This is a genomic window from Pseudomonas fildesensis (assembly GCF_001050345.1).
GTDB lineage: Bacteria > Pseudomonadota > Gammaproteobacteria > Pseudomonadales > Pseudomonadaceae > Aquipseudomonas > Aquipseudomonas fildesensis.
The window spans coordinates 269,329-282,797 of sequence record NZ_LFMW01000039.1 but is presented as its reverse complement, the minus strand read 5'-3'; the positions used below and the strand labels follow the sequence as shown (position 1 = coordinate 282,797).

10 protein-coding genes are annotated in these 13,469 nt (G+C 61.8%); 8 read left to right on the top strand and 2 right to left on the bottom strand.

The window, feature by feature from the left end; translation table 11 throughout:
• The first annotated feature begins 88 nt into the window (after window positions 1-88).
• The 8 genes from ACR52_RS28515 to ACR52_RS28480 all read left to right on the top strand — a co-directional run bounded on the left by ACR52_RS28515 (window position 89) and on the right by ACR52_RS28480 (window position 10,353).
• Window positions 89-601, top strand: coding sequence for a sigma-70 family RNA polymerase sigma factor (locus tag ACR52_RS28515; RefSeq protein WP_048731715.1), 513 nt, complete (start codon window positions 89-91; stop codon window positions 599-601).
• 142 nt (window positions 602-743) lie between these two features.
• Window positions 744-2,549 carry an ABC transporter ATP-binding protein gene (locus tag ACR52_RS28510; RefSeq protein ID WP_048731713.1) on the top strand — a complete coding sequence of 602 codons (1,806 nt, stop codon included), beginning with the start codon at window positions 744-746 and terminating at the stop codon, window positions 2,547-2,549.
• Window positions 2,543-4,312, top strand: a complete 1,770-nt coding sequence (locus ACR52_RS28505; protein WP_048731711.1) for an ABC transporter ATP-binding protein — start codon at window positions 2,543-2,545, stop codon at window positions 4,310-4,312. Before ACR52_RS28510 ends, ACR52_RS28505 begins: the two co-directional genes overlap by 7 nt.
• Entirely contained in the window at window positions 4,309-5,253 is a 945-nt protein-coding gene (locus tag ACR52_RS28500) for an ABC transporter permease (RefSeq protein ID WP_048731709.1), read from the top strand. The genes ACR52_RS28505 and ACR52_RS28500 overlap by 4 nt, the downstream gene beginning before the upstream one ends.
• Window positions 5,250-6,200: an iron chelate uptake ABC transporter family permease subunit gene (locus ACR52_RS28495; protein WP_048731706.1), complete on the top strand. Its 951-nt coding sequence runs from the start codon at window positions 5,250-5,252 to the stop codon at window positions 6,198-6,200. Before ACR52_RS28500 ends, ACR52_RS28495 begins: the two co-directional genes overlap by 4 nt.
• On the top strand, window positions 6,197-6,979 hold the full coding sequence (locus ACR52_RS28490) for an iron ABC transporter ATP-binding protein (protein ID WP_048731703.1): 783 nt from the start codon (window positions 6,197-6,199) through the stop codon (window positions 6,977-6,979). Before ACR52_RS28495 ends, ACR52_RS28490 begins: the two co-directional genes overlap by 4 nt.
• Complete coding sequence (locus tag ACR52_RS28485; RefSeq protein ID WP_048731701.1) at window positions 6,976-7,959, top strand: siderophore ABC transporter substrate-binding protein; 984 nt, start codon at window positions 6,976-6,978, stop codon at window positions 7,957-7,959. The genes ACR52_RS28490 and ACR52_RS28485 overlap by 4 nt, the downstream gene beginning before the upstream one ends.
• A 150-nt stretch (window positions 7,960-8,109) precedes the next feature.
• Window positions 8,110-10,353 (top strand): TonB-dependent receptor, encoded by a 2,244-nt coding sequence (locus ACR52_RS28480; protein ID WP_082143272.1) that lies wholly within the window; start codon window positions 8,110-8,112, stop codon window positions 10,351-10,353.
• A gap of 172 nt (window positions 10,354-10,525) precedes the next feature.
• Here ACR52_RS28480 and ACR52_RS28475 read toward each other — a convergent pair whose 3' ends face one another.
• Both ACR52_RS28475 and ACR52_RS28470 read right to left on the bottom strand, forming a co-directional pair.
• A complete protein-coding gene (locus tag ACR52_RS28475; RefSeq protein WP_048731700.1) occupies window positions 10,526-11,857 on the bottom strand; it encodes an OprD family porin in 1,332 nt (443 codons plus the stop codon).
• Between the two features lie 63 nt (window positions 11,858-11,920).
• Complete coding sequence (locus ACR52_RS28470) at window positions 11,921-13,465, bottom strand: MFS transporter (protein WP_048731699.1); 1,545 nt, start codon at window positions 13,463-13,465, stop codon at window positions 11,921-11,923.
• Window positions 13,466-13,469 lie beyond the last annotated feature (4 nt).

Here is a 13,469-nt window from a genome sequence, read left to right as displayed (position 1 = left end):
ATGAACGCCGTATGATTCAAATAATAATCATACCTATTCGCATTAGTCAAAAGTTGATCGCGAATATCAGCGTCTCAGGAGAGGTGAAGTGGACAACGGAGCGTTCGCGTTTAAGCAGCAATTTGAAAGGCTGTATGTCGACCATCACAGTTGGCTGTGCAGCCTGTTGCGCCGCAAGCTGGGCAACCCGGTTGATGCTGCGGACCTCGCCCACGACGTCTATCTCAACCTCATCAAAAAAGGCTGCGTGCCCTCGATCGAAGACTCGCGCTGCCACTTGACCCAAATCGCCAAGGGCATGGTGATCGACCTCTATCGCCGCCGTCGCCTTGAAGCGTGCCACCTCGAAGGGCTCAAGCTGCAGGCCGAACCGTTGGCGCCTTCCGAAGAAGTCCGCGCCCTGGTCACGGAAACCCTGACCCAAATCGATAGCGCGCTGCACCGCAAACCCGTCAAGACCCGCCAGGCACTGCTGCTGTGCAAGCTGCATGGCATGGGCCATCGCGACATCGCCACCGAGTTGAAGGTGTCGGTGTCTTCCGTCGAAAAGTACATCGCCAGTGGTCTGCGGGCCTGCTCCCCGTTTGTCTCCGGGCCATGACCCCTCACCGATTAATGAACGTTTCGATTGAGGATTTTGCGTTGCTGTCCGGAATACAAGGTACGCAGTGCGCAAAGCCTTCGAGCGTCAAGGAAGTCAGGCATGCCCTCGGGTTGCCTGCAGTGGTTATTCAGGAGAGCTCATGAGTGTTAACGAACCATCCGCAGACACCGGCTCGGTGTCCCAGGTCCTCAAGCCCATACGCGGACGACTGATCGTCGCGGGCCTGCTGGCCGCCATCGGCACGATGCTGACGATGGTGCCCCTGGCCGGCATCGCGCACATCGCCCAGTTCGCGATGGGTCAGGCAGAAATGGCCACGGCGTGGGCGCAGATGCAGGGCCCCGTCTGGCGCGTGGTGATCATCAGCCTGGGGTGTCTGTTCCTGGGGCTGACGTTGATCTCGATGGGCGAGATGGTCGCGCACCTGGCCGACAATCACATCACCGGCCGTTTGCGCCTGGCGATTACCCGCCGGTTGGCCAAGGTACCACTGGGCTGGTTTACCAGCCGGGCATCGGGCGAGGTCAAGCAGGCGATGCAGGATGACATCGGCACGCTGCACAGCCTGACGGCACATTTCTACACCACCCTGGGCCGCACCCTCGGCGCGATTCTTATCTCGATGATTTACCTGTTTGCCATGGACTGGCGCATGGCGATCGTCTCGCTGCTGCCGTTCCCGCTGTTTTTCCTGTTTTTCTCCAGGGCCACCAAAGCCAGCGGCGCGAACATGCAGTCGTTTGGCGCCGGCATGGCGCGTATCAACAATGCGGTGGTCGAGTTCGTCAACGGCATTCCCGTGGTCAAGGCCTTTGGCGTCGAGGGCAAGGCCCACGGCAGTTACCGTGAAGCGGTGGATGCGTTTGCCGACGCGTTCACCGACTTCACGCGGCCTCTGGTCAGCGCAATGGCCAACGCCCACGCGATGATCGCCCCGGTGGCGGTGCTCGGCGTGGTGTTGGCCTTTGGCACGCTGTTCGTGAGCCAGGGCTGGATCACGCCGGTGGAGGTGTTGCCCTTCGCCTTGGTGGCGCCGGGCATTTGTGCGCCGCTGTTGCTGCTGAGCTACATCACCCACGACTTGAACAACGCCACCGGCGCCGCCCAGCGCGTGCACAAGTTGCTGCAAACCCCGGTGCTGGAAACCCTGGCGGGCGAGGCAACAACGCTACCTGCTCAGGCTGAAATACGCGTCGAACACGTCGGCTACAGCTACGACGCAGAGCACCCGGTACTCAGCGACGTCAGCTTCACCCTCAAGCCCGGCACTGTCACGGCGATTGTCGGCGCGTCCGGTTCTGGCAAGTCGACCCTGGCGCGCTTGCTGTTGCGTTTCTTCGATCCGAGCGAGGGGCGTATCACCTTGGGTGGCGTTGACCTGCGGCAGATCGAGAGCGCGCAGTTGTATCGACGTATCGGCTTTGTGCTGCAGGAAGTACGCCTTATCCATGCCAGCCTGCGCGACAACATCGCCCTGGGCCGCCCTTCGGCCAACCAGCAGGAAATCGAAGACGCCGCGCGCACCGCCAACATTCACGAACGCATTCTCGCGTTGCCACGGGGCTACGACTCGGTGATCGGCGAGGACGTGCAGCTCTCCGGTGGCGAGTTGCAGCGCGTGAGCATTGCCCGCGCCGTGTTGCTCGCCCCGCCCGTGCTGGTGCTCGACGAAGCCACGGCGGCAGCCGATGCCGAGAACGAGGTGAAGCTGCAGCAAGCCCTGTCGCGATTCGCCCAGGGCCGCACCTTGATGGTGATCGCTCACCGTCTCGATACGGTGATGCATGCCGATCAGATCATCCTGATCGACAACGGCACGATCTGCGAACAGGGCCGTCATCACGAACTGCTCGCGCGCAACGGCCGCTACGCCCGTCTGTGGGCGCTGGGCGGTTATGAACAAGGCTCTGAACAGGGCAGTGAACAGGCGGTATCGTCATGCTGAAAACCTTTACTCAACTGCTGGGCGAAGAGGCCCCGGTACTGCGCCGCTACCTCTGGATGACGCTGGTCTATGGCCTGCTTTGCGGGCTGACGATAGTCACCCTGGTGCCGGTACTCACCCACCTGTTGGGCAGCGAGTTGCGTTCGGCGGCGCAATGGCTGGTGGTGCTGGTGATCGGTGTGGCGCTGTGCTGGGCCCTGCGGCGCACGGTGGAGAAGGCCGGTATCCGTGTCGGCATCGCCGTCCTGCAAGGTGGCCGTCATCGGCTCGGCGACCATGTGGCGCGCCTGCCGGTCGGCTGGTTCAGCGCGCAAAACACCGCGCGGCTGAGTCATGTGGCATCCCAGGGCATGATGGAAATGGCCCAGTTGCCCGCCCACGTGTTCACCCCGCTGATCACCGGCGTGGTCACGCCGGTGGTGATCCTCGTCGCGCTGTTTGCATTGAATGTGCAGATGGGGCTGATCGCGCTGGTGACGCTGCCGATCCTGTTCGGTGTCTTCGCGTTCACCGCTCACCTGGGCCAGCGTGCCGATCAAAGCTTCCAGCACAACGCGGCCCTCACCAGCCAGCGCATGGTCGAGTTCGCCCAGGCGCAATCGGTGCTGCGCGCTTTCAACGGCGAAGACGGCGGCACTCAGTTTCTGGAACAGGCCATCGCGCGACAGCAGCAGTCGGCCAAGCGCCTGATTCATGTCTCGGCGATGTCAGTGGTGTTCAATGCCTGGGCAGTGCAGGCCGGTTTCGCCGCCTTGCTGGTCGCCGCCACGCTGTCGCTGGGCGAACAGCTGGGCGCCAACCTGCAAGCGGGTTCGGTGATTGCCGTGATCGTGTCGTTGCTGCTGGTCAGCCGTTTCATCGATCCGCTGCTCGAAGTCGCCGGTTACAGCGAGGTGCTGCGTGGCGCGCGCGGCCAATTGGAGGCTGTGCGCGGGATCTTTGCGGTTCAGCCACTGCCCCAGCCCGAGGCGCCACAAGCGCCGATAGAGGGCTCGGTCGAACTGCGCCATGTGAGCTTTCGCTACGCCGACGATCAGCCTGACGTACTGCGCGATATCAGCCTGCGTATCGAGCCCGGCAGCATGACCGCGCTGGTGGGTGCCTCCGGCTCGGGCAAGACCACCCTGGTGCGGCTGATTGCGCGATTCTTCGACGTGACGCAGGGCAGCGTGATCCTGGGCGGTGTGGATGTGCGGCAGATGTCCAGTGAGCAACTGGCCGGCCAGATCAGTCAGATTTTCCAGGACGCCTACCTGTTCCAGGGCAGCATTGCCGACAATATCCGCATCGGCAAACCCGATGCCAGCGATGCCCAGGTGATGGAGGCGGCACGGCAGGCCGGTGTTATCGAGATCATCGAACGCTTGCCACAGGGCCTGGAGACACCGGTGGGCGAGGGCGGCGCGCGGCTGTCCGGCGGAGAGCGCCAGCGAATTTCCATCGCCCGTGCGCTGATCAAGGACGCGCCGATTCTGTTGGTCGACGAAGCCACCGCTGCCCTCGATGCCGAGAACCAGGCCGTCATCGCCGATGCGTTGGCGCGTCTGCGTGGCACCCGCACGCTGATCGTGATTGCCCACCAACTGTCCACGGTGGCCATGGCCGACCAGATCGTGGTGCTCGACCAGGGCCGCATCAGCGAGCGCGGTGCTCACTCGGCACTGAGTACCGAGCCTGGGCTCTACGCGCATTTCCTCGCGCAACGTCGGGCCGCGAAAGGCTGGCGGATTGCCGGAGCGTCGGACAGTGAGGGCGGTTCTTGAGTCGTGCAGCTTTATTGCTACTGTTTGCCGCGCTGTGTTGCCTGTCGCTGATGGTGGGCGTCAAGCAGGTCTCGTGGACCGCGCTGCTGACCTTCTCCGATGATGCCTGGCTGACCCTCACGGCCAGCCGCTTGCCGCGTCTGGCGGCGTTGATCCTGACCGGGGTAGGGCTGGCCATCTGCGGCGTGATCCTGCAACAGATCGTGCGCAATCGCTTCGTCGAGCCCGCCACCTCCGGCGGCCTCGACGCGGCGAAGCTGGGCATTCTGATTTCGCTGACAGTGGCGCCTGCCACGGGTGCGGCCGGCAGGATGCTGTTTGCCCTGGCGTTCTGCTTCGGGGCGAGCCTGCTGTATGTTGCGATCATCCGTCGTATCAAGTTCAAGAACACCGTGATGGTGCCCGTCATCGGCCTGATGTACGGCAGCGTGTTGAGCGCCATCGCCGAGTTCTATGCCTACCGGCACAACATGCTGCAGGGCATGCAGGGCTGGATGCTCGGCGACTTCTCGAAGATCGTCCAGGGCAACTACGAAATCATCTACCTGATCCTGCCGATCGTGGTGCTCACTTACCTCTTCGCCCATCGCTTTACGGTGATGGGCATGGGCGAGGGCATGGCCAGCAGCCTCGGCTTGAACTACGCGGCCAACGCGGCGCTGGGGCTGATACTGGTGGCGGTCACCGTCTCCGCCACGGTGATCACCGTGGGCGCCATTCCCTTTGTGGGGCTGGTGATTCCCAACCTGGTGGCGCTGCATTACGGCGAGAACCTGGAGCGAACCTTGCCCATCGTCGCGGTGTGCGGCGCGTCGTTGCTATTGGCCTGCGACATCCTCGGTCGCCTGCTGATCTATCCCTTCGAAGTGCCCATCGGCCTGACGGCGGGCAGCGTGGGCGGGGTGCTGTTCCTTGTGTTGCTGATCAGGAAGTACACATGAACGGCATGGCAACCCGCTTCGGCGTCTGGCTGGTGGTCCTGGCCTTGGCGATTGCATTCTTGTTACTGGGCTCGGGGTTTGACTTCGCGTACGTCATTCCCAAGCGGCTCACTCGTTTGGCGGCGATGGGCATTACCGGGGTGTGCATTGCCTATTCCTCGGTGATTTTCCAGACCATCGCCGGCAACCGGATTCTCACGCCGGCGATCATGGGCTATGAAGCCATCTACCTGTTGCTCCAGGCCCTGCTGATCCTGTGGCTGGGCACCCAGAGCCTGGTGCTGCTGGGGCGTAACGGCAATGTGTTGCTGTCGGTGCTGTTGATGCTCGGCTATTCGTGGCTGATCCATCGCTGGCTGTTTCGCGACGGGCGCAACAACGTCTACCTGTTGCTCCTGTTGGGGCTGGTGCTGAGCATGGTGATGGCGACATTTACCCAATTTATCCAGCTGAAAATCAGCCCCGGCGAGTTCTCGATTTTCCAGGGCTTCAACTATGCCTCTTTCAACAAGGCGCAACCGGCGCAAGTGATCTACTCGGGCCTGTTGGTGGCGACGGTGTGCCTGATCGCCCAACGCAGCCTGCCGACGCTCGACGTCCTGTCCCTGGGGCGCGACCAGGCGATCTCCCTGGGGGTCGACTATCAGCGCAGTGTGCGCCTGCAACTGGCGCTGATCGCGATTCTGGTGGCGGTGTCCACCAGCCTCGTCGGGCCGACCGCGTTCATGGGCGTGTTCGTCGCGAACATCACCTATGCGCTGGCGCGAACCGCCCGGCATCGGGTCACGCTGCCCATGAGCTGCGCCATCGCCATCGGCATCTTCATCGTCGCCCAGTACCTGGTCGAGCAGTTGTTCAACTACAACACCTCCGTCAGCATTCTCATCAACCTGGTGTGTGGCGTGTATTTTCTCGCGCTGATGGTTCGAACCCGAGGCGCCCCATGATTTCCCTCAGTCACGTCTACAAGGCCTATGGCAACAAGCACGTCCTGAGTGACGTCAGCGTGCAGTTTCCCCTGGGGCAGGTCACCTCGCTGATCGGCCCCAACGGCGCCGGCAAAACCACGCTGCTGATGCTGATCGCACGCTTGCTGGCGCCAACGCGTGGCGAACTGTTGATTGGCGGCCGCAACCTCCTGGAGGTGCCGATCCGCGACTACGCCAAGCGCGTGGCCACCTTGCGCCAATCGCCGGATTTCAACCTGCGCCTGACCGTCGAGGAACTGGTGGCTTTCGGACGTTTCCCCTACAGCCGTGGCGCGCTCACCGCTCAGGACCGCCAGGCTATCGATGAAGCTATCGAGTTCCTGTCGTTGCAGCGGCTGCGCTTGGCGTACATCGACGAACTCAGCGGCGGGCAGCGGCAGATGGCATTTCTGGCGATGACCATCGCCCAGCAAACCGATTACTTGCTGCTGGACGAGCCGCTCAACAACCTCGACATGAAACACGCAGTGCAGATCATGCGCGCCCTGCGGCGCTTGTGTGACGAGCAGGGGCGCACGGTGATTCTGGTGGTGCACGACATCAACTTCGCCGCCAACTATTCCGACCACATCGTGGCCATGAAAAACGGCGCAGTGCATTGCCGTGGCCCGGTCACGGAAGTCGTCACCGAGGCGCGCCTGCGGGAGCTGTTCGACCTGGATTTCGAGATCCTGCACAGCGAGCAAGGGTTCGTCTGCAACTACTTCAATCCAACACCGTCAAGGGAGCTGATATGAGTACCGGTAACGCAACAAGATGCTGTGGAGCACTGCTGGCAATCGCGATAGCGGCGGGGCTGCAAGGCTGTGACAAGCCGGCGGCACAAGCCACGCCGGCTGCGACTGCCCAGGCGCATTACCAACCGATCAAGATCGAGCACCCGTTGGGCACGACGCTGATTACCAAGCTGCCCGAGCGGGTGGTGGCCTTTGACATGAGTGAACTCGACACCCTCGACCAGTTGGGCGCGCCGGTGGTGGGCATTGCCAAGGACTACGTCGCCAGTTTCCTGGTCAAGTACCGCGACGACCCGAACATCATGGACGTCGGCACCACGATCCAGCCCAACCTCGAACGCCTGCATGCCCTCAAGCCTGACCTGATCCTGATCTCGCCGCTCCAGGCACAAAGCTACGCCGAGCTGAGCCAGATCGCGCCGACGGTCTATGACGACGTGGACCTGACCAACCAGCACGGCAATCTCATCACCACGGCCAAAAACCATTTGACCAGCCTGGGGCGCATCTTCGGCAAGGAAGAACTGGCTCGCCAAAAGGTTGCGGAAATGGACGCCAAGGTCGAGCAGACTCGCCGCGTCACCGAAGGGCGCCCGGAGAAAGCGCTGATCGTGCTGCATAACAATGGCGCGTTCACCTCCTATGGCGTGAAGTCGCGCTATGGCTTCGTGTTCGACACCCTGGGCGTGAAACCGGCCAGCAGTGACATCGAGGCCGGCTTGCATGGCCAGCCGATTTCCAATGAATTCATCCAACAGGCCGACCCCGACATCCTTTATGTGATCGACCGCACGGCGGTGATGGAACGCCGGCCGGCGCTGGACATGAAGAGCCTGGATAACCCGCTGCTGCGCAAGACCAAGGCCTGGAACAATGGGCATGTGATCTTCGTCGATGCCCAGACCTGGTACCTGTGTACCGCCAGCGTGACGTGCCTCAATCGCATGGCTGACGAGGTGGTCCAGGGTTACAAGGGCTAATCGCTGAGGCAAAAAAGGCGGGTGCCATTCAGGTATCCGCCTTTTTTCAAAAAATATACAAATGCTAATGATTGCTATTGAGGGTTTAGCCTTCTGGTTCGGAGAACCTAGTGAATATCTACTAACTCTCCGAATTGAAAGGAATCCAGCATGTCGGAACGCTGTCGCCACGCCACCCCTGATTTAATGCAGGCTGCGCAACGCTTTACCTTCAGTCGCACATTCACTGCCGTACACATGGCGCTATTGCTGGGGTTGGGCACCACCTCCATGGGGGCGGCCGCTGCGCCACCTGCCGAGCCGTCCAAACAACAAACGCTGGAGCTGACCGAAACGCTGGTGGAAGGCAGCATGGACACCGCCGACGACTTGCCGCCGGTGTATGCGGGCGGGCAGGTTGCCTCCGGCAGCCGTGTCGGGCTGCTGGGCAACAAGGACTTCATGGAGACGCCGTTCAACATCATCAGCTACACCGATGAGTACATTCAGAACCGCCAGGCTCAGGACATCGGTTCGTTGATCGGCGCCACCGACCCTTCGGTGTACGTGCCGACCAAGCGCAGCAACTTTGAAACCTTCTTTATTCGTGGCTTCTACAGTAACGCCGATGACATCACCTACAACGGCCTGGTCGGCATGGCGCCAAACATGCGCGGTTCCACCGAACTGGCCGAGCGTATCGAGGTGCTCAAGGGGCCATCGGCGTTGCTCAACGGCATGCCACCCAGCGGCACCGTAGGCGGCAGCATCAACCTGGTGCCCAAGCGCGCGGGTGATGAGCCTCTTGCACGCTTGACTACCACGTACGAATCCCGTGGTTTGGGCGGCGTGCATGCGGACCTGGGGCAACGTTTCGGCGACAAGAAACAGTTCGGTATCCGTTTCAACGGTGTCTACCGTGACGGCGACACGCCCGTGGATAATCAGCAGCACAAAATGGCGCTGTCGTCCCTGGGCCTGGATTGGCGCGGCGAGCGTGCGCGCATCTCGCTCGACTTCTACAAGCAACGCGAGCGTATCGACGGCCTCAACTACTTCGGTATCAACACGATCGGTACCAACGTGACCCGCCTGCCAAGCCCGAAGAAGGGCGATTATGCGCTGGCGCCGGAGTGGGCCTACACGATCAATAACACCACTACCACCATGGCGCGCGGCGAATATGACTTGTCAGATTCCGTCACGGCCTACGCGGCATGGGGGCAGCGCGATGGGGGTTACAACGCGTTGATCAACTCCAGCACCCTGATCAACAATGTGGGTGACATCAGTTCTTCGGCGATTCGCTCGATCCGCAGCGGCACCCAGCAATCCGGCGAAGTCGGCCTGAAGGGCAAATTCCAGACCGGGCCTGTGGGCCACGCCTGGACCCTCGCCACCACCCGTTTCACCTCCGACAACAGCTTCAAGGACGACAGGGCCGGCATCCCCGGTACCACCAATTTCGACCACCTGGACTTTGGCAACGCACCGACCTTCCCCGGCTACGGTGTGACCACCTCGCAAACCCGCGCGACCCTGGGCAGCTATGCGCTCGCCGATACCCTGTCCTTCGCCGATGACCGCGTGCAATGGACCGTGGGCGCCCGCCGCCAGCGCGTGGAAAACACCACCGAGAACTTCGGTGCCCGGGCGTCGAAAGTCAGCTACGACGAAAGCCGCGTCTCACCGGCCACTGCGCTGCTGGTCAAAGTGACGGACAAGGTGTCGCTCTATGGCAACTACATCGAAGGTCTGAGCCAGGGCGCTACGGCACCTGATGCGGCAGCGAATGCCGGTGCGGTCATGCAGCCTTACCAGACCAAGCAATACGAGGTGGGGGCCAAGGTCGACCTGGGCACGTTCGCCCACACCGTCAGCCTGTTCCAGATCGAGAAACCGAGTGCCTTTACCAATCCGGCCACCAATATCTTCGGCGTCTACGGCGAGCAACGTAACCGTGGTGTGGAGTGGTCGTTCTTCGGTGAACTGCAACCGCGCCTGCGCCTGATGGGGGGCGCGACCTACACCCAGGCTGAAATGACCAAGGTGGTCGCCGGCGGCGTCAAAGGCGAGCAAGTCACCGGCGTACCTAAGGTGATCGCCAAGCTGGGCACCGAATACGACCTGCTTGACGTGCCCGGGCTGACCTTGACCGGTAACGTCAACCACACTGGCAAGCAATACGCGACCAACGACCATCGGGTCTCGCTGGACGCTTACACCACCTACGATGTGGGCGCGCGTTATGCGTTCAAGGTCGAGACCAAGCCGGTGACCCTGCGCGCCACCGTGCAGAACGTCACCAACAAGGCGTACTGGCTGGGTTCGTGGAACGGCGGTGATGGCAGCGGCCTTTCCGGTGGCTTGGGTGCACCGCGTACCTTGCTGGTCTCGGGTACCGTTGATTTCTGACAGGGCCTGGAGCAACGCATAAAAAGAAGCCTGCAGCGATGCAGGCTTTTTTTTGTGCGCGGGATCAGACCGCAGATGACGTTCTGCACAATCGCTTGCAGGCCGACACCAATCCTTGGGTCGTTGCCTTGGCGCAGGGGGGCAACGATGCGCGTCACCCCCGATGCCGAGCCTACAGAATATTCAGCGGGTAACTCACGATAACCCGGTGCTCATCGCTGTCACGCTGCGTCGACACTTCGGTACGCAACGATGCATGGCGCAAGGCGATGCTCAAGTCCTTGAGCGGCCCCTGCTGAACCACATAGCTCACGGTCACATTGCGTTCCCACTCTTTTTTGTCGCCCGTGGGGGTACGGATATTCGAGCCGCTTTCGTACATCCCCAGGAAGCTCAAGCCCGGCACACCCACCTGCGCAAAGTCATAGCCGTAACGCACTTGCCAGGTGGTTTCACCGGCGCGCTGGAATTTGCCGATCATCGATTCAGTCATGAAGTACGCCGTGGAGCCATCGCCCTGGTTCAACCACACCGCATCGCTGTCACCGCTGACTTGCTGTAGACCGGCGGCAATCGTGTGGCCGTTGACCAGGTAGGTGAACTGCGCGCTGCTCAGGCGGCTGTCGACCTTGCCCTTGGTCACGCCGTTGCCGTAGTAGCCGAAGGTGTAGAAGTCCGGGTCGTGGCCATTGGCACCGTCGGAGCGGTTATCGAAGTGACGCAGGTCGGTGCGCAGGGTGCCAGGCCCGACTTTCCAGTCGTATTTCAGGCCCAGGAAGTGCTGTTTGTAGAAGTCTTGCAGGTTGCCGTAGTAGTACTGCAGCGTCAGGTCTTTGCTGGCTTTGTAATCCACGCCGCCATAGTAGAACTTGTTGACGAACTCGCCGGTCTGCGCATTGTTTGCGCCGGGAATGGACATGCCCATCTGGTTACTTGAACCGCGGCCTTTGACGTGCTCCAGCTGGCCGAGGGTAAAGGTGAAATTGTCCAGGTCCTTGGACTGGACCTGCCCGCCGTTGAAGGTCTGTTGCAGCATGCGATCGGTGGACATCACCACCGGCAACATCGGCACCAGCGTGCCGTACTTCAACTCGGTATTGGAAAATTTCGCCTTGGCCGTCAGGCCCAGGCTGCCGAACTCATCGACGGCGCGACCGTCATGGTCGGTGGGGAACACGTTGCCGTTGAACGCCGTGCTTTGCGGGTTGTAGTGCCGGCCCTTGCCGGAGTCCAGCTTAATACCGAACATGCCGATCGCATCCACACCAAAGCCGACTGTGCCCCGGGTATAGCCGGACTGAAAGTTGGCGATGAAACCCTGGCCCCATTCCTGGGTGTAGTTGGGGTCGGCCGCGCCACTGCGGTTGTCGGCATTGCTGAAAAAGTTACGCGCCAGCACGTTGAGCTTGCTGTCTTCCACCAGGCCGGCGGCGTAACCCTGTTGAGCGATGAGCAGGCCGCAAATGCCGGCCATTACTTTAGGTGCGCGATTGAAAATCTCCATCGGAGTCATCCCCATGAGTTGTGAAGTGTTGTGAGAGGCAGTCAAAAGCGGCAGTAAAGGTTTTTATTGTTTTTCAGGAGCGACGGTGGCCGGCGAGACGTTCAGCCTCACAGGCGGCAAGCGGTACAGAAAAAACAGCGCGAGTACGCCTAGGGCCGCGCAGAGCAGCAGGCCGACGCCCACCGCCTGGGCCAGCGCATCGCGGGCCAGGTTCAGCCACTGCGGCTGTTCGAGCAGCGCGGCAGCGGGGCGCAACAGCACCTGTGGGTCGGCGTACAACGCCAGGCCGTCCGCCTGCCCTTGGGCGATAAACAGGCGTTGCAGGTTCGCGCTGTACAGCAGGTTGACCAGCGCGCCCATTGACGCCGTGCCGAGCAAGCCGCCGACAAGACGCAGCGATTGGGTGAGCGCGGTGGCGATCCCCAGGAACTGCCGCTCGGCGAGGGTCTGGGTGAACACCGTGAGATTGAGCAGGATGAACCCCAGGCCCAGGCCGGCAAGCAGGATCAAGCCCAGCAGCGCATTGAAAGACGCACTGCGCCCGGCGATGGCCAAACCCAGGCAGGCCAGCAATAGCGCCACAAAACCGCCCAGCGGCAACAGGTTGGGGTTACGCAAACGCGTGACGATGCGGCTGTTGACGATCGCGCCCAGGGTGATACTCAGCGCCAGCGGGGTGATCAACAGGCCGGCGTCCTGAGGCGAATAGCCGTAGCTGCCTTGCAGCAATAATGGCAGGTAGAACAACAACGAAAACATGATCGCCCCGGCAGCCATCGACAGCACAAACAGCAGGCGCATGCTCGGCAAGCGGAGCAGGGCCGCCGGCAACAATGCGTGCTGGCAGCGTCGCTCCCAGCGCCACAGGGCCAGCGTGGCCGCAACACACCCAACGCCCAGGGCCGCACTCAGCATCAGGCTCGAATGCCCCAGCCATTCGACAAACAATTGCAGGCTGCCCAGCGCCAGGGCAATCAGCAACGCACCGGGCCAGTCGAGGCTGATTTTCGCCTGCTGCAGCGGGCGGTAATAAGGTAGGTAACGCCAGGCAAAAAACAGCGCAAGGCAGCCCAGCGGCAGGTTGATGTAAAACACTGAGCGCCAACCGTAGGCACCGGTCAAATACCCACCCAGGCCCGGCCCGATGGCGTTGACCACGCTGAACAGGGCGCTGAGCAACATCTGCCAGCGCAGGCGCTGGCGCGTGTCGGGAAACAGCTCCGGGATGCACGCGAACGCGGTGCCGATCAACATGCCCCCGCCAACCCCCTGCAACACCCGGCCAAGCACCAGCCACACCATGTCAGTCGCTACCGCACAGGCCAGTGACGCCAGGGTGAAGATCAGCGTTGCGGCCATCACAAACGGTTTGCGCCCGTAGTAGTCGCCCAGCCGGCCGAAGATCGGAATGGTCACGATCGAGGCAAGCATGTAGCCGGTTGCCACCCACGCATACAGCTCGAACCCTTTCAACTCGGCGACGATGCTCGGCAACGCGTTGCCGATAACCGTCTGGTCGAGTGCCGAGAGCATCAGCACCAGCGAGATCCCCAGCATGGCCAGCAGGGCTTGCCGAAAGCTCAGGGGAGGGTGGGTGACCACGGTCATCGTC